Genomic DNA, 17504 nt, shown 5'->3' with positions numbered 1-17504 from the left:
TTAGAACGTTCGTTACGACTGTGAAGCTTAATGTTTGGATTATACGTTTAAAACTCCGATACAATATCCAACGGACTATTATTATGAATTTATATAGAGCTAACGTGAACAATAACTCAATAAACATGAACAGACGGTAGCCGATAAAGTGGCTGCCGTTTTCTCAACTAACAGGCTGAAATCTAAATTTATTCATTGACTATTTTAAAAATATGATTTGTTTCTAATTTTAAAGCATTATATGATGGTTTCAGACATCGATGTACTTTAAAAAGAAAGCGAAGAAAATATGAAGGCTAAAATTGAAAAAATACCCTCTTGTAGAATTGCATACATGAGACAGATTGGTCCTTATGGAATTGCAAATTCACAACTAATGGAGAAATTTAAATGTTGGGTTAAATCGAATAATTTATTTAATAAGACATCTATTATTCTTGGTATTGCCCAAGATAATCCTGCATTTGTGAAGCCGGAAAATTGTCGCTATGATGCATGTTTGGTTCTTCCTGATGATTACTGTGTTAATACTGATGAAGTAAACTTGAGCAACATTAGTGAAGGAAGATACGCTGTTTTTAAAATAAATCATACAGCAGAAGCTGTTCAAAAAGCTTGGACTGAAATATTCCTGGAGTTGGAAATTAAAAGGTTCAGCTTAGATGAAACCAGACCTATCTTGGAGCGATATACAGTTGAACTTATTAATAATCATTATTGCGAAATTTGCGTTCCGATTCAATAGACGTATTAAGGCATAGGATTGTTTCTGTTATTGAAGGCAGTCTAATACTAATTCCCTTTTATAAAAGTAAAAGCCCTCTGTTTGGTCATACCCCTGTCAAGTAGACAGAACTAAAAAGACATCTTTAAGCAGCAACCGTTTCTCGGTATTCAATCGGGGAACGGTTGTTTAATTTTTTCTGAAATCTATTTTCATTATAAAAAGAAATGTACTCCCGTACGTGTTGTTCTACCTCCGCTAGGGTTCCGGGTTTCGTTAAATAAATCTTCTCTGTTTTAAGATGGGAGAAGAAGGATTCTATACAGGCATTGTCTAGGCAATTTCCACGCCTTGAATGGCTCCCAAGCATGCCAAGCCGCTTAAGCTTGCGGTTAAACGGCTTGGAGGTATACTGAAAACCCTGGTCTGAATGGAGAATGACACCCTCCATGTTCACGTTCTTACTTAGAACGTCTAGCGTCTCGCTAACTAGAGCAAGGTCATTTCGTTCCGAAAGACGCCAAGCCACGATTTCATTGTTAAACAGATCTTGAATGACAGAGAGATATACAAACCGCTCTCCAGCTCGTATGTATGTAATATCGGTAACCAGCTTGGATAAAGGAGAATCTGCCTGAAATTGTCGATCTAATCGGTTGGCATTTACCACAGATGCCTGTTTGCCAAAAAAGCGCCGCTTCTTTCGAATGACGGAACGGATCCCTAATTTCTTCATTAGGCGGTACACCTTTTTGTGATTGACCAAGATACCTTCTCTACGTAAAGCAACGGTCATCCGCAGATAACCAAAATAGGGATGGATCCGGTGGATCGACAACATATGCGATTCCAGAAGCTCTTCTTCTTGCTTACGCTGCTGGGTTGTTTGCTGAGTCTTTCTCCATTTATAATATCCTGCCCGAGAAACATGGGCTAATTCAAGTAACCATTTCAACGAATATCGTGTTCGCATTCCCTCAATAATTTCAAACCTCGCTTCTTTCCTCGTCACTCCTTGTGTAGATTTGGATACTGCTTTTTTAAATATTCAATCTCCGCCCGTAGATACGCCATCTCTTCTTCCATACTGGAAAATTTCGTTTTGGGTCGTCCCTGTCTTGTGGTCGTTGGCTGGAGGTTCTCCCCCGCTCGATATTTCGTCACCCAGCTTTGTACTTGGGATTTATTACGAATGTCTAAGTGTTTCGTCACTTCACGAATACTCATATGTTCTTCGTTCACCAACCGGATTGCCTCCATCTTTACATCTAAGGAGTATTGCCGGAATGATTGTCCCTTTTTAGCCATGAAAAATCCCCTCCGTTCAACAAGATTAAGTCCATCTTAACAGATGTCTTTTCTCTCTTGTCTACTAGAAGGGGATAATACCAGTTTAGGGGGCTTTTGTGTATACAGTATATAATTTGTTTGTTGCTGGATAACTACGGATTTTATTTAAGGGAAGCTATAGCTTTATTTATTTGTTCTAGTTCAGTCTTATATTTAGATATGGAACTCATGGATTTAGACATACTCACGCTGTACTCTTACTAGAATCTGGAGCTACTATTAAATTTGTATCGAAACGATTAGGTCATAAGACCATTAAAACCACAGCAGACACATACTTAGACATCACTGAAAAAATAAAAGAAGACGAACTTAAAAAGTTCGCCTCCTATACTAAAAGGAAATCCGAGTCGGCACAAAATCGGCACGTCCCAGGTTTAACAGCTTAATTACCGCTAGTACCTTGTCTCACCAAGGCTTACCGCATTTTAACCGATAGAACCTTCCATTTCGAACTTGATCAAACGGTTCATTTCTACCGCATATTCCATCGGTAGTTCTTTGGTGAACGGCTCGATAAAGCCCATAACAATCATTTGCGTTGCCTCAGCTTCGGTCAGACCGCGACTCATCAGATAGAACAACTGATCTTCCGATACTTTGGACACCGTTGCTTCGTGCTCAAGTGTGATATCGTCATTCATGATCTCATTATAAGGAATAGTATCTGAAGTTGACTGATTATCCAAAATCAACGTATCACACTTAATATTCGATTTTGCACCTTGGGCCTGACGACCAAAGGAAGCTAATCCGCGATACGTTACTTTACCACCGTGCTTACTGATCGATTTGGATACAATGGTGGATGTAGTATCTGGTGCCAAGTGGATCATTTTCGCACCTGCATCCTGATGCTGGCCTTTGCCTGCAACAGCGATGGACAAGACCATCCCTTTCGCTCCACGACCTTTCAATATAACGGCAGGATACTTCATTGTCAGTTTGGAACCGATGTTTCCATCGACCCATTCCATGGTTGCATTTTCTTCAGCAACCGCACGTTTGGTTACCAGGTTGTAAATGTTTGGTGCCCAGTTCTGAATCGTTGTGTAACGAACGCGTGCATTTTTCTTACAAATAATTTCCACCACAGCACTATGCAGCGAGTTCGTGCTGTAAATTGGAGCTGTACAGCCTTCTACATAATGCACAAAGCTGTCTTCGTCAGCAATAATGAGCGTACGCTCAAATTGCCCCATGTTTTCCGAGTTGATACGGAAGTAAGCCTGCAATGGAACTTCACATTTTACACCTTTAGGCACGTAGATAAAGCTACCGCCTGACCATACCGCACTGTTCAGGGCCGCAAACTTATTGTCCGCAGGAGGTACGACTGTGGCAAAATACTCTTTCAGAATCTCAGGATGCTCACGCAACGCCGTATCGGTATCCATGAAAATGACACCCTGCTCTTCCAGGTCCTTTTGCATGCTGTGGTAGACAACCTCGGATTCATACTGCGCGGATACACCAGCCAGAAACTTTTGCTCCGCTTCAGGGATCCCTAATTTATCAAAGGTTTCCTTAATTTCTGTAGGAACCTCTTCCCACGTTTTCCCTTGTTTCTCGGAAGGTCTTACATAGTACTGGATATCATCGAAATCCAGCTCATCCATGTCTCCGCCCCATTTTGGCATTGGCATTTTTTCAAATTGCTTCAATGCTTTCAGACGAAACTCCAACATCCAATCCGGTTCACCCTTAATTTTGGAGATTTCTTTTACAATTTCCGGAGTGAGACCCTTACCTGTTTGGAAAATGGACTTGTGCTCGTCACGAAAGCCATACTTATACTCTTCCATTTCCGGTGCTTTCTTGGCCATGTTTCTCAAACCTCCTCTATTCTATTTAAATTATTTATCTTCATCTATTCCTTTACGCAGCGCGTTCCAAGCCAAGGTCGCACATTTAATGCGGGCCGGGAACTTATTAACGCCTGACAAAGCTTCCAATTCTTCATAATCATCAAATTCGACGGCTTCGCCCTTCATCAAAGAGGAGAAGCGACTCGCCATATCCAAGGCCTGATCAATCGTTTTTCCTTTGACCGCTTCTGTCATCATCGAAGCCGAGGACATACTAATCGAGCAACCTTCGCCAGTAAAACGAGCATCCTCAACTAAGCCGTCTTTCGTTTTGAGTTGAAGGGATATCCGGTCACCACAAGTAGGATTGTTCAAATCCACCGTAACAGCATCATCCTCAAAACGTCCGCGATTGCGCGGATTTTTATAATGATCCATAATCACGCGTCGGTACAAGTCGTCAAGTTGCATCGCCAAAATACTCCTTTGTTTGGATTAAGGCGCTGACCAGAGCGTCGATATCCTCTTCTGTGTTATAGAGGTAAAAGCTAGCACGTGCAGTTGCACTGGCTTTCAACCAGCGCATCAATGGCTGGCAACAATGATGGCCTGCACGTATGGCCACCCCTTTACTGTCCAGTACAGTAGCTACATCATGCGGATGCACATCATCCAAGTTGAATGTTACAAGCCCGACATGACGTTCAGCAGGTCCGTAGATCTTCAAACCATCCACTTCACGGAGACGTTTAAGTGCATAATTTGATAGACGGCTCTCATGCTGTGCAATGGCGTCCAGTCCAATGCTTTCCAGAAAATCAATGGCAGCTCCCAAGCCAACAGCCCCAGCGATAATCGGGGTGCCACCTTCGAATTTCCAAGGTAGCTCCTTCCATGTGGATTCATACAATCCCACATCGTCGATCATTTCACCGCCAAACTCAATGGGCTCCATGTTTTCCAGCAACGCCTTCTTGCCGTAGAGTGCACCAATTCCTGTAGGAGCACACATTTTGTGACCAGAGAAAGCATAAAAATCAGCATCAATGTCTTGCACGTCTACTTTCATATGTGGCGTGCTTTGTGCACCGTCGACAACGATGACTGCACCTTTGCGATGTGCAATAGCAGCAATTTCTTTGACCGGATTCACAACGCCAAGTACATTGGAGACATGCGCAATTGCTACAATTTTTGTGTTTTCTGTGACGGTTTTCTCCACGTCCGCAAGATCAACGCTACCGTCCTCTTGAAGCGGAATATATTTCAAAGTTGCACCAGTGGCTTTGGCAACCTGTTGCCACGGAATCAGGTTGCTGTGATGTTCCATCTGAGTGATGACAATTTCATCACCCTCCTTACAGTTAGCTCTACCGTACGAAGAAGCCACCAGATTCAGCGCGGTTGTTGTTCCGCGTGTAAAGATGATTTCCTGACTGCGTTTGGCATTCAGAAAACGGGCTACCTTCTCCCTCGCACCTTCATAAGCATCCGTAGCACGGCTACCCAAGGTATGCACACCACGGTGTACATTCGAATTATCAAATTCATAGTAGTGCTTGATCGCCTCGATGACCGCTAGCGGCTTTTGCGAAGTGGCCGCATTATCCAAATAAACCAGCGGATGACCGTTAATCTCCTGATGTAAAATCGGGAATTGTTCACGGATCAATGCAGTGTTCATTGGCCTAACTTCCTTTCAACAAGGCTTTGCAGCTGATGTTGAAGTCCTTCAAGCGGAATTTCAGATACGACAGGTGCCAGGAAGCCGTAAATAATCAATCGTTCAGCTTCTGCACGGCTAATTCCGCGGGACATCAAGTAATACACTTGCTCACGGTTAACCTGACCAACCGAGGCTGCGTGTCCTGCTGTTACATCGTCTTCATCAATCAGCAGGATCGGGTTAGCGTCACCACGTGCTTGCGGGCTGAGCATCAGAACACGTTCTGTTTGCTGACCGTCTGCTTTGGTAGCACCCTTTTCTATTTTCGTAATTCCGTTAATGATAGAAGATGCTTCTTCACGCATAACGGCGCGCGTAATCATCTGACTAGCGGAATTTTTACCAAAATGCTGTGCTTGTGTCGTATAGTTCAACTTTTGCGAACCAGAACCTACAGCAATAACCTTGGCATCTGAGTTGGAGCCATTGCCTTTGAGCACGGACATGGTATTGCTAGCTGTATTGCCGTTGTTCATTTCGCCTACAATCCATTCGATAGCAGCGTCATTTCCGAGCGTGGCACGACGAATGGAAATATCCGTTACTTGCTCTCCAAACTGATGCACTGTGGCATAACGTACTTTAGCGCCTGCATTCGCAACCACTTCTACCGCACCGTTATGAAGAACAGGTGCCGCCAAATCCGCAGATACATAGTTGTCTACGTACGTCACGGAACTATGGTTTTCAGCTATGAGCAACACATGCGGCGCAAACGTTGCAGTCGCATCATCCGTGAGGAACACAGCTTGAAGCGGAACGTTCAGCTCTACATTTTTAGGCACATAAGCAAATACTCCACCGTTCCAGAGTGCTGCATGTAGTGCAGATAATGAATTTTCTTCAGCTTTAATAACAGTATTCAGATGAGCTTTGACCAAATCAGCATGCTCTTTAACCGCCGTTTGCAAATCCGTGAAAATGACGCCTTGCGCCGCCAGTTCCTCGCTCAGCTTCACGTATACCGCACCGGAGTTGCGCTGGATGATCAGACCGCCCTCCTGTTGTTCTTTGACCAGATCAGCAATGGCTGCAGGAACCTGACCTACAGATGTAATGACCTCGCTCAGTTTATGTTGACCGTAATCGTTTAAATTCCAACGCTCGATTTTTGTTTTTTCAAATACCGGAAGCTCCAGTTGGCCTGCAAGCTCAAGTGCTTTTTGTCTGTCTTCGGCTAGCCAAGTTGGCTCGCCATTACGTTCGGACAGAACACGCAGTTGCTCGGAATCTACCGGAAGGATTGTTTGTGTTGTCATCAGTTTTCCTCCTCGCTTCCGGCTTACGCCTCTTGTCCTACAGTTTCATCAACGATACCCAGCTCTTCCTTGATCCAGTCGTAACCGTCCGCTTCCAGACGCTCTGCAAGCTCAGGACCACCGGATTTAACGATACGTCCTTGCATCATCACGTGTACATAATCTGGTTTAATGTAGTTCAACAGACGTTGGTAGTGAGTAATTACAAGGAAGCCACGGTCTTCAGAACGCATAGCGTTTACACCGTTAGCTACGATTCTCAAAGCATCGATATCCAGACCGGAGTCAATTTCGTCCAGAACGACAATTTTCGGATCAAGCATCATCATTTGCAGAATCTCATTCCGCTTTTTCTCACCACCGGAAAAACCTTCGTTCAGGTAACGGTGAGCAAACTCAGGATTCATTTCAAGCTCTTTCATTTTGCTTTCCATTTGGCGGATAAACTTAATCAGGGAAATCTCTTGTCCTTCTTCACGGCGTGCGTTAATTGCACTACGCAAAAAGTCGGAGTTTGTTACCCCTGCAATTTCACTTGGATACTGCATCGCCAGGAACAATCCTGCACGTGCACGCTCATCCACTTCCATATCCAGCACGTCTTCTCCATCCAAAGTTACTTTGCCATCTGTGACTTCATATTTAGGATGACCCATCAAAGCAGATGCGAGTGTACTTTTACCCGTTCCGTTAGGACCCATGATAGCGTGGATTTCTCCGCCCTTCATTTCGAGGTTAATACCCTTCAAAATTTCTTTACCTTCAATGGTCGCTTTGAGACCTTCAATCTTAAAGTTTGTAGCCATATTCGCAATACCCTCCAAAAAATGTAGTGTGGTGTCGAAATCAGAAAGTATATTTAAACAGGGGAGCCCCCTGATTTCAAGCAATATTTAAAAATTTATTTATAATCATTCTAAACTGATTCTCAATGATTCTCAAGTTATTTTATAATAAATATCTTTAAGGGTGCAACCAACAGACACACGTTATCCAACTTTCTTCATAAAATGTTCATCCTACCAAGCGCACAAATGACTAAATACATCCTGCGAATGATTATATAGTTATAGTGTAGTACAAAAAACCATGGGATACATCATCTCTTTTTTAGCCATAAAAACGCTACTGACAGCATGCGTCAGTAGCGTTTTACATGTAAAGGGTTATTTTAGAACGAAAGCTTGAGGAGTTAGCCCAAATAAGAGCGCAGCATCCACATATGTTTCTCCAGATCCGCTTTATAACCGATTAGCAAATCTGCAGTAGGCTGATCGGAATTACTTTCCGCCAATTCGATACCTTCCTGAAACTCCTCACATATAGTCGCAAAATCCTCGATCAAAGTTTGTACCATCTTAGGAGCATCTTCATTGCCAGTGGCCTCGTCAATTGAGGACAGCTCTAGGTATTCCTTTAATGTTGCAGAAGGAGAACCTTTCAAGGCGAGCAAACGCTCGGCAATCTCATCCATTTTCAATGTCACTTCATTGTATAATTCTTCGAATTTAACATGGAGTGTATAAAAACTGGAGCCTTTCACGTACCAGTGATAGTTATGAATTTTCACATATAACACATTGAGGTTAGCGACTTGACGGTTTAAAAGTTCCTCCACCGATTTGGTTTGCGTATTTTTCGAGTTACTTGTTGTTTTAGCCATCATAAATCCCTTCCTTTTTCATCAAATTGACTTTCAGAAGCGTTTACGTATCCATCACCGTCACTGCTGACGGTAAGACGCCAGCGGGCATTTGAGTATCACCTGCCGGACGTCTGTTTCATATTTACCCTTTCTATACAGAGACGAAACAAAAAGAAGAGTTCTCTCTCTTCCAATCCATCATAAAAAAAATATACAAAAATTCAGTGATTTTCGTTATACTTTCTCTATCCTATCAAAATACTTGGTTTAATATTGTGATATTTTTTTACCATTTACATGTGCACAATTTACGGAGGTGACCTCATTGTCCAAATATCATCCCTTAACGACCGAAGAAGCAATCGAATTCGTGAAGAACATCCCCGGATTTTTCAGTCAGGAAGCCCAGCTGGAATGCCGAGAAATCGGTGATGGCAACTTAAATCTGGTTTTTCATATTACGGATTCTAAATCTAACAAGAGTATCATTGCCAAGCAGGCACTTCCCTATGTAAAAATTGTGGGTGAATCCTGGCCGTTGTCGCTGGATCGTGCCCGTATTGAACGTGAGGCACTTCAGCAGGAACACCAGCTTTGCCCCGAATTGGTTCCTGCGGTACTGGGCTATGACGATGAGCTTGCGCTAACCGTGATGGAGGATCTTAGCTCACACACAATCATGCGCAAGGGACTAATAGAAGGCAACAGATATCCCCTTTTTGCTAATCATATTGGGGAGTTTCTGGCACGCACGCTCTTTTTCACCTCAGATTTAGGCATGAATCAGCAGGATAAAAAAGAGCTGGTTAAACGCTTTATTAATCCTGAACTTTGTAAAATAACTGAGGATCTGATTTTGGATGAGCCCTACCGGTTTTCAGATAATAACAACTATGGTGTGTACATTGAAGACGAAGCAGAGGCACTCCGTACAGATCAGGTGCTTCACCTGGAAGTGGCTTTACTGCGAGAAAGGTTTATGACACGAACAGAAGCACTACTACACGGCGACCTCCATACAGGCAGTATTTTTGTAACGGCTGAATCGACTAAAGTCATTGATCCTGAATTTGCCTTCTATGGACCCATGGGGTTTGATATCGGAGCAGTCATCGCCAATCTGCTGTTGAACTACGCAGCACAGCCCGGATGGACTTCTGGAGAGAAGGCCCTAAAGGAAAAACGTGACTGGCTCCTGAAGACTGTCATTCAAGTATGGGAGCAGTTTGAAAGCAGGTTCCGTACCCTGTGGGACAAGCACGTCACCGATCATTTGGCACGAACGCCCGGATATCAGGACTTGTATCTCCAGAAAGTGCTGCAAGATACGATTGGTTTTGCAGGGTGCAAAGTGATCCGCCGGATCATCAGCCTGTCGCATGTGGCGGATATCGATACCATTGCCGATCCTGATATCAAGGAAGCTGCGGAACGTCTCGCGTTAGCGATCGGAAAAGCCTTGGTTCTCTGCAATCGCAAGCTTCATTCGATTCGGGAACTAGGGGATATTGTTCGGACAGCAACAGCGATCCAAACTAAAGGAGCATCACGAATATGAGTGAAAATAAAAAATGGACGCCCGCATCCTCCCGAGAAGCATCTGCGACCGGACAGCCTCTATCTTCGCTGGTGTGGAAGGGTAACCACTTGTCCATGCTGGATCAGCGTCTACTGCCCGAAACGATAGTCATGCTGGATTTATTCACGACCGAGGAAGTATGGGAGGGCATTCATGCCATGAAGGTACGGGGCGCCCCCGCCATCGGGATGGCTGCAGCCTACGGTGTTGTGCTGGGCGCTATCTCCTATCGCGGCAACGACGCTGCTGGATGGCTGGAGCATGTACACGCGGTGTGCGGACATTTGGCTACCTCACGGCCGACTGCCGTAAATCTGTTCTGGGCTCTGGACCGCATGAAGAAGCGAGCCTGCGAACTTGTCACAGAGGCTGAGGTAAGTCAGATCGAAGACTGGAATGCAGGGCTGGAGCGTGAAGCTATAGCCATTCAGGCGGAGGATGAAGAAGTTTGTCGCCAAATCGGTATCCATGCATTACCTCTGTTCGAGGACGGGATGGGCGTACTCACTCATTGCAATGCAGGCGGCTTGGCAACAGCCAAATACGGAACAGCGCTCGCGCCTCTGTATTTAGCTCAGGAGAACGGTATCCACCTGAAAGTATTCGCTGACGAAACTCGCCCCGTATTGCAGGGTGCGCGTCTGACCGCCTTTGAGCTTCAGCAGGCAGGCATAGATGTAACCTTGCTCTGTGACAATATGGCAGGCATGGTGATGTCCAAAGGATGGGTGCAGGCGGTCATTGTCGGCACAGACAGAGTCGCTGCTAATGGGGATGTGGCCAACAAAATCGGCACCTATAGCCTGGCAGTGCTGGCGAAGGCGCATGGTATACCTTTTTACGTTGCTTCACCACTATCTACCATTGATTTGCAGACTGCCACAGGTGCAGATATTCCGATTGAGGAGCGTTCTGCAGAGGAAGTGACTGAGAGCTTTGGTAAAAGAACTGCCCCAGAAGGCATCAAAGTCTACAACCCGGCTTTCGACGTTACACCTCATAAGTACATTACCGCCATCATTACCGAAAAAGGAATTGTCCAAGCTCCCTTTAGCGAGAACCTCACCGCTTTGTTTGCCGATTAATTGTTCTTGCAGGTTATATAGTTGGTATATAATTCAAATGGTTTCACTCGTTAAAATGAAACTTTTCACAGAAAAAACCGGACCGTAGTGGTCATACCCCTGTCAAGTAGACAGAACTAAGAAGACATCTTTAAGCAGCAACCGTTTCTCGGTATTCAATCGGGGAACGGTTGTTTAATTTTTTCTGAAATCTATTTTCATTATAAAAAGAAATGTACTCCCGTACGTGTTGTTCTACCTCCGCTAGGGTTCCGGGTTTCGTTAAATAAATCTTCTCTGTTTTAAGATGGGAGAAGAAGGATTCTATACAGGCATTGTCTAGGCAATTTCCACGCCTTGAATGGCTCCCAAGCATGCCAAGCCGCTTAAGCTTGCGGTTAAACGGCTTGGAGGTATACTGAAAACCCTGGTCTGAATGGAGAATGACACCCTCCATGTTCACGTTCTTACTTAGAACGTCTAGCGTCTCGCTAACTAGAGCAAGGTCATTTCGTTCCGAAAGACGCCAAGCCACGATTTCATTGTTAAACAGATCTTGAATGACAGAGAGATATACAAACCGCTCTCCAGCTCGTATGTATGTAATATCGGTAACCAGCTTGGATAAAGGAGAATCTGCCTGAAATTGTCGATCTAATCGGTTGGCATTTACCACAGATGCCTGTTTGCCAAAAAAACGCCGCTTCTTTCGAATGACGGAACGGATCCCTAATTTCTTCATTAGGCGGTACACCTTTTTGTGATTGACCAAGATACCTTCTCTACGTAAAGCAACGGTCATCCGCAGATAACCAAAATAGGGATGGATCCGGTGGATCGACAACATATGCGATTCCAGAAGCTCTTCTTCTTGCTTACGCTGCTGGGTTGTTTGCTGAGTCTTTCTCCATTTATAATATCCTGCCCGAGAAACATGGGCTAATTCAAGTAACCATTTCAACGAATATCGTGTTCGCATTCCCTCAATAATTTCAAACCTCGCTTCTTTCCTCGTCACTCCTTGTGTAGATTTGGATACTGCTTTTTTAAATATTCAATCTCCGCCCGTAGATACGCCATCTCTTCTTCCATACTGGAAAATTTCGTTTTGGGTCGTCCCTGTCTTGTGGTCGTTGGCTGGAGGTTCTCCCCCGCTCGATATTTCGTCACCCAGCTTTGTACTTGGGATTTATTACGAATGTCTAAGTGTTTCGTCACTTCACGAATACTCATATGTTCTTCGTTCACCAACCGGATTGCCTCCATCTTTACATCTAAGGAGTATTGCCGGAATGATTGTCCCTTTTTAGCCATGAAAAATCCCCTCCGTTCAACAAGATTAAGTCCATCTTAACAGATGTCTTTTCTCTCTTGTCTACTAGAAGGGGATAATACCATAGCGCCCGGTTTTTTAATTTTTTTGCTTTTATCCAACAACTATTACTAGGCTTTCTACACCAGTTTTAATAGTGCTTCATAGCCTGGCATCCCTGGCTTAATTCCAAGTTGCTCGGCTTCCGTTGTCACTGACTCCATCGGTGCTTCCAACAGTTCCTTCAGCGTTTTTACCCCCACAGCTCGTGCGGCAAGAATTTTCCGATCCGCCAGCCGTTCATTGAGCAATACGACATCCAGCGCACCACACATGATGTAACCACGGGAGTTAGAGATCGTCAATAGCGTTGTTTTAGGCAGTTTGACCTCGACTCCGATAAATGTATGCTCACCCACTTGAATGGGTTCCATGTGTATCATGGTTATTACATGCACCTCCTCTTTGTTCATCCGGGATATTTTATGCGGCATTTGCGGGTGAGTGTGGACGCCCGTGGATACATTCAAAATATTAGGAGGGGAATGTATGTACAGCAAAATAGACGATATCAAAAAGACCAGACGAATTTTTCCTCATCTAGTCTCGGTGATCATCGTTAACGGTCTGGGTTACGCTTTATTCAAACTTTTTTAAGTACTGTGGCGGCACAAGGTCGGCAAGCCAAACACCGTGGTTGGCTTTATAAAACTTCACTTGATTAGCCAATGCCTTTTCTGTATCTACTTCAAGGATCACTAGTTCTCCACGTCTTTTGCCTGCTAAAATTGCAAACTCTAGGGATTCAGACAGATGTACATACTTTCTGCCCATTGGCTTAATTCCTTCAGTGAAAATGTTATGGACTACCTTTGTGTTTGTACCGTGATAGAGAATCGTTGGTGGAGTAGCTTCCTCATAATTTAATCTGCCTGCACTGTGTCCATAATTAGCTCTTATGTACCCATTAACCATCTCATATCTTTGTTTTGGACAATGGCTTACTACTTGCTTGATATCCGACTCACTGACATCAGACCATCTATTCTCTGATCTTATTCCTCGAAGCAGGTCTTAAAATGTCACAATAACCCTCATGGTCTAGCTCAAGACCAAACTGTTCTGGTGTATGCCTAAGAATCTTACTCATAAATTTACTAAGGCTTTCTTCTTGTTTTGGCGTTAACATTACATACTCCTTCTAATAAAATATTTGTCTATCTATTTTGGGATTTTAAGTATATATATCCAATTATTTGAACAGTCCACCATGATTGAAAGTACCAAGCCTTCAACGAATTGAGGGACCATGCGTTGGAAGTTATTACGTCCAACTAACCGTGTAATTGAATTAAACGATTCAACTCGCAAAGATGGTGATTGAGCTTTACCGAACAGTCTCATTAGTCTGTTCTTACCATAGTTTCCAAACTATAAATACTTGCCTCCACTTGAACAAGGTCAGGAGATGCTAACTTACCAATACAAATACCAATATTTTTTCTTTCAGCCATTGAAGTTGAAATTTGAATGAAGCTAACGCTTAATACCATCTCATTTTGATCTTCATTTTTAATAAGAATTTTATCTGCTATGATTTTTTTATTTCTGGGTAGGTTAAATAATCTAATCCTTTGCTTGTTCCGACAATGATTGTACCTTCATCTTTTGATTGAAAAGTCAAACTAACATCCATTATTTTTTCCATTTCAAACGATGCCCCTTATCGTTTTTCAATACAAAGCTTTCATTTCACATCGCGTATACGCAAATCAGCACTTTTTATTCGGGTTAGGGCATCCCTTAGTAGCGTCATCCTTTCTATTGATGTTAAATCGGGAGCAAACCTTGCTGCTCTTATACTAGCTTGAGCTTCATCTAGCGCAAAATTTCTTTTAAATTAAGCTTACTCCTTATGTTTAAGGAGCAAGCTTCGAGGCAAATCAACATCGCTGAAATCATGTATATCTAGCTCTGAACTCACATATTAGTTCAATTTAAAGGGAACCTCTATATCTTCACCAATTTCATTTACAGTTTCCTCAATGATTTCCCTTACACCTTTATCCAAATCTTTGTTTAAAGATTCTTTCATCAAGTTATAGCTACTTTTTAAGTTCAGATTGACAACAACTGAAGAATACACATCTACTAACTCTGAAGATGTATCATCCCATATTTTCTGGACAAAGCTGTCTAATCTTTTTCTCAATGAATCACTTAACAATTCGTAAGTATAAGTCTTCCTGTCAGCAAATTCCGAAAAACATTCCAACGTTTCAAGAACATTCATCTTCTCTAAATCTTCAATGAAGTCTAAATATTGAATAATATAGGCCTCTAACTGTTCTTTTGACATAACATCAGGCAACTGTTTAATTTCTTTCAAATTCATTATTTGTTTACCTCCCAAGATCCACTGGTATATATATTTTGCTGATTATTTCTATACAAATTCGCGTCAGTACCCAAATACTTTCTTCCTATTTTGATTTGTGCACTCCATCCGTTATAGGAATTGCTTGCAGCGAGCTCAGATGGAGAAAGCTTGCTGCTCAGGTTAAGCTGTGGTGAGTGCCATTTTATTTCAACCTTTGTCCCATTATAATTAAAATTATACTTATAACCACTCTCAATAATACCAGGATCAGGTCTAAAATTATTACTTGCTCCTGATGGTACCCAAGATTGTAGTTGGTGTTTGCTTATTTTTCCATTTTCTATTAGTCCATTACTAAGATTAAAGTTCCCATCACTGTCGATTAGTTTTTCCATCTGCATTTTATGTTCAGCAATATTCTTTTCTGCTTGAGCTAATGTTTCCATACGATTTTCGGGTTTCTTGTCTGCTTTCAATTCACGTTCATGCGACAATTTTTGCTTTAGTTCTTCCTGATTTCTCCCCTTACTTTCAGTAGGAGTTGCACTTTCTGCCTTAGCTCCCGAAGAAGGAGTAGATTTTGATGAGCCTCCACCTTCTCCCTTCGCCATCTTCCACAATTTTGCTGAGCTTTCTCCTACTCCTTTTGCACTTTTAACCGCAGTTGTAGCTCCATGCGCCGCCAAAGCTGCCGATCCAATTAATCCGGGTACCCCGATTATACTCCCTACTCCTGTAGATGAAACAGCAACTGATAATCCTTCTCCACCTAATCCAGCTACTACCTCACCAGCTCCCTGCAATGTCGTAGCTACGTGACCGAGAATTTCTCCTACTTTAGCTGCCATCGGATGATTATAATCTCGTTCTTTATCTGGCAGCATCCCCAATGTCAAATTCCCCTGAATAGCTCCTTTTGCTCCCTGTGCAGTATCCCAAAGGATTTCTCCTTGAAGTTTACTAGCTTCCAATTGAGCTTCAGCCTTGGTGATCTCAGCTTGTCCAATTTGTTCAAAGATTTTATGTAACCAACCTTCACCTGTGGATGCCGTTTTAACAGGGGTACCAAGCCACGGCACATCCAATACGACTTTCTCCCCGTCCACCTGTGTAAAGTTTTTTGAAATGAAAATAAGTTCTTGTGCTACTGCTGATAGTCGCTCAAGCGTCACACTCATGGATTGTCGAGAAACCTGAAATTCTTGAAAAAATCTCTCCTGGGCAGCTCCAGACCAGCCTTGTTGAACAAAATCAATCCGTCCACTCAAAAAATTCAGCATACGTTCCATTTCATGCTTTCCGTGTAAGAACTGATCAGCAACTTCCATCAGTTTATCAGGTGGAACTAATATTCTCCCCATTCTACCACGTCCACTTTAATTTTGATGGAAATAATCTTATCAGAAGGAGATGTTTAGTGACATCCATCTATTATCCTGATATTTCCTTTTTATATTATGTGACCAATGGACTGAAATAAACAGGTTACTATGTCAAAAGTATTATACCCCTTGTTTTAAGTTGCATGGATCAAAGTTGCACTATTAGCTTTAAACTACGTCCCTCAACCATATCCTACAACTCAGGAATTTTTTATAGTTGTGTAGCTGCTGAGTTGCTATGTTCAAATCGTTTGCAATATCCTCTTGAGTTTTTGCCAAAAGTAAAATCATTTGACTTTACCTCTTATCAAGGCAACTGTTTTTTATTTATAAAATACAAACATTTACTTTTTTGTTACGGTTAGATGGTGGTTAAAAAATATCGAAAAGGGTGTGTTTTTATTGAAGTTGAAAAAACTAGTTATTCTTACTGATAAATTGCCTTTTACCTATGGTAATAGCAAGGCTCAACTTGATGGTTGGGTATTCAACTTAAACCAACGTAAAAGAAAACTATTTTTATCATAATTAGGATTTTACGAAATCATTATCGTCTTTTTCCTTTTAAACCTGTGGGCGGTCAATAATCTGCATGTGCCTTCCCAATAATTCAATAATCAAGGATGTATCATGAATAAGAAGAAGGCTTGGAAGATAGCTTGCTTTTCCGTCTTAGCGATTGTTTTATTTTATGTTTTTTTTGCTATTGTGGGATATTATCAATTTATTAGTAACGTAAGACCTTGACTATGCACTCTATTCTATACAATTGGATTGTTGGGAATGCTGTATCACAGCTTTCTAAAGGCAAGAGCCTTCCTTGTAAAAGGAGGGCTTTTATTTTTGAGACTATTTTCGAGGAAAACATCAATACGTTTCAACCATACATAAAAAAAGGCTAGAAGGACAATCTCGCCTAACCTTCACTTAAATTTTTTATGATTTAATGATCTGCTTTGCTTCCCATTGACTCGTTTTAGGAATGATTAAAATCCTCAGCGGTAACCTGTTCGGTTCGCAATTAAACCCATTTTAGGATTGCATTATTCCAAAACTTTTTCATTCAAATTTCATTTACGTTCATGCTCCACCAATTGGATCATAGTATGGATTAACCTGATGGCTATTCGACTGGACAGGTATAATAACGATAAAAAAAAACTAGCCGCAATGATTAGAAGTACCATTTTTCTAACATTCATAACCACATCTTTTCAAGATTAGAGACGAACAAGCATTCCATACTATTTATACAAACATGCTAACTTCCTACAT

The 17504-nt window shown here is 42.3% G+C and carries 15 protein-coding genes and 1 pseudogene; 4 read left to right on the top strand and 12 right to left on the bottom strand.

Annotation, left to right across the window (positions count from 1 at the left end):
• The first annotated feature begins 289 nt into the window (after positions 1-289).
• A complete protein-coding gene (locus PPM_RS08010) occupies positions 290-745 on the top strand; it encodes an AraC family transcriptional regulator (RefSeq protein ID WP_013370295.1) in 456 nt (151 codons plus the stop codon).
• A 124-nt stretch (positions 746-869) separates the two neighbouring features.
• Here the strand turns inward: PPM_RS08010 and PPM_RS08005 are convergent.
• A protein-coding gene (locus PPM_RS08005) for an IS3 family transposase (RefSeq protein WP_414056383.1) occupies positions 870-2032 on the bottom strand; the annotation gives its coding sequence in 2 pieces (ribosomal slippage) (positions 870-1768 and positions 1768-2032; 1164 coding nt in all).
• 191 nt (positions 2033-2223) lie between these two features.
• Between PPM_RS08005 and PPM_RS28415 the strand changes: the two genes are divergently transcribed.
• Positions 2224-2463 carry a tyrosine-type recombinase/integrase gene (locus PPM_RS28415; RefSeq protein ID WP_080567895.1) on the top strand — a complete coding sequence of 80 codons (240 nt, stop codon included), beginning with the start codon at positions 2224-2226 and terminating at the stop codon, positions 2461-2463.
• A 39-nt stretch (positions 2464-2502) separates the two neighbouring features.
• Here the strand turns inward: PPM_RS28415 and sufB are convergent, their stop codons facing one another.
• From sufB to PPM_RS07970, 6 genes are all read right to left on the bottom strand, one after another.
• The gene (sufB, locus tag PPM_RS07995) at positions 2503-3900 is read right to left on the bottom strand and encodes a Fe-S cluster assembly protein SufB (RefSeq protein WP_013370294.1); all 1398 of its coding nucleotides are present in this window, start codon (positions 3898-3900) and stop codon (positions 2503-2505) included.
• Positions 3901-3930: 30 nt separating this feature from the next.
• Positions 3931-4353 carry a Fe-S cluster assembly sulfur transfer protein SufU gene (gene sufU / locus PPM_RS07990; RefSeq protein ID WP_013370293.1) on the bottom strand — a complete coding sequence of 141 codons (423 nt, stop codon included), beginning with the start codon at positions 4351-4353 and terminating at the stop codon, positions 3931-3933.
• Complete coding sequence (locus PPM_RS07985; RefSeq protein WP_013370292.1) at positions 4343-5566, bottom strand: cysteine desulfurase; 1224 nt, start codon at positions 5564-5566, stop codon at positions 4343-4345. Before PPM_RS07985 ends, sufU begins: the two co-directional genes overlap by 11 nt.
• Positions 5563-6867, bottom strand: coding sequence for a Fe-S cluster assembly protein SufD (sufD, locus tag PPM_RS07980; protein WP_013370291.1), 1305 nt, complete (start codon positions 6865-6867; stop codon positions 5563-5565). The genes PPM_RS07985 and sufD overlap by 4 nt, the downstream gene beginning before the upstream one ends.
• A 23-nt stretch (positions 6868-6890) precedes the next feature.
• On the bottom strand, positions 6891-7673 hold the full coding sequence (sufC, locus tag PPM_RS07975; protein ID WP_013370290.1) for a Fe-S cluster assembly ATPase SufC: 783 nt from the start codon (positions 7671-7673) through the stop codon (positions 6891-6893).
• 386 nt (positions 7674-8059) lie between these two features.
• Positions 8060-8530: a Dps family protein gene (locus PPM_RS07970; protein WP_014599598.1), complete on the bottom strand. Its 471-nt coding sequence runs from the start codon at positions 8528-8530 to the stop codon at positions 8060-8062.
• A 307-nt stretch (positions 8531-8837) separates the two neighbouring features.
• On the opposite strand from PPM_RS07970, the gene mtnK reads away from it, so the two are divergent.
• Together mtnK and mtnA are read left to right on the top strand one after the other, a co-directional pair.
• Entirely contained in the window at positions 8838-10070 is a 1233-nt protein-coding gene (gene mtnK / locus PPM_RS07965) for an S-methyl-5-thioribose kinase (RefSeq protein ID WP_013370288.1), read from the top strand.
• Complete coding sequence (mtnA, locus tag PPM_RS07960) at positions 10067-11176, top strand: S-methyl-5-thioribose-1-phosphate isomerase (RefSeq protein WP_013370287.1); 1110 nt, start codon at positions 10067-10069, stop codon at positions 11174-11176. The genes mtnK and mtnA overlap by 4 nt, the downstream gene beginning before the upstream one ends.
• A gap of 130 nt (positions 11177-11306) precedes the next feature.
• Here the strand turns inward: mtnA and PPM_RS07955 are convergent.
• The 5 genes and pseudogenes from PPM_RS07955 to PPM_RS07925 all read right to left on the bottom strand — a co-directional run bounded on the left by PPM_RS07955 (position 11307) and on the right by PPM_RS07925 (position 16208).
• Positions 11307-12469, bottom strand: a protein-coding gene (locus tag PPM_RS07955) for an IS3 family transposase (protein WP_414056383.1) whose coding sequence is annotated in 2 segments (ribosomal slippage) — positions 11307-12205 and positions 12205-12469 — 1164 coding nt in all. Because the reading frame shifts where the segments join, the coding sequence is not laid out codon by codon here.
• 138 nt (positions 12470-12607) lie between these two features.
• Complete coding sequence (locus PPM_RS07945; RefSeq protein ID WP_013370286.1) at positions 12608-12910, bottom strand: YunC family protein; 303 nt, start codon at positions 12908-12910, stop codon at positions 12608-12610.
• 196 nt (positions 12911-13106) lie between these two features.
• Positions 13107-13656, bottom strand: a pseudogene (locus PPM_RS07940) (RNA 2'-phosphotransferase).
• 798 nt (positions 13657-14454) lie between these two features.
• The gene (locus tag PPM_RS07930; RefSeq protein WP_013370282.1) at positions 14455-14862 is read right to left on the bottom strand and encodes a hypothetical protein; all 408 of its coding nucleotides are present in this window, start codon (positions 14860-14862) and stop codon (positions 14455-14457) included.
• Positions 14862-16208, bottom strand: a complete 1347-nt coding sequence (locus PPM_RS07925) for a WXG100 family type VII secretion target (RefSeq protein WP_013370281.1) — start codon at positions 16206-16208, stop codon at positions 14862-14864. The genes PPM_RS07930 and PPM_RS07925 overlap by 1 nt, the downstream gene beginning before the upstream one ends.
• Positions 16209-17504 lie beyond the last annotated feature (1296 nt).

The sequence above is a fragment of the Paenibacillus polymyxa M1 genome (genome assembly GCF_000237325.1).
In the GTDB taxonomy this organism is placed as follows: domain Bacteria; phylum Bacillota; class Bacilli; order Paenibacillales; family Paenibacillaceae; genus Paenibacillus; species Paenibacillus polymyxa_C.
Note: the sequence above shows the minus strand (reverse complement) of the source record. Positions and strands in the feature narration are given on the sequence as shown.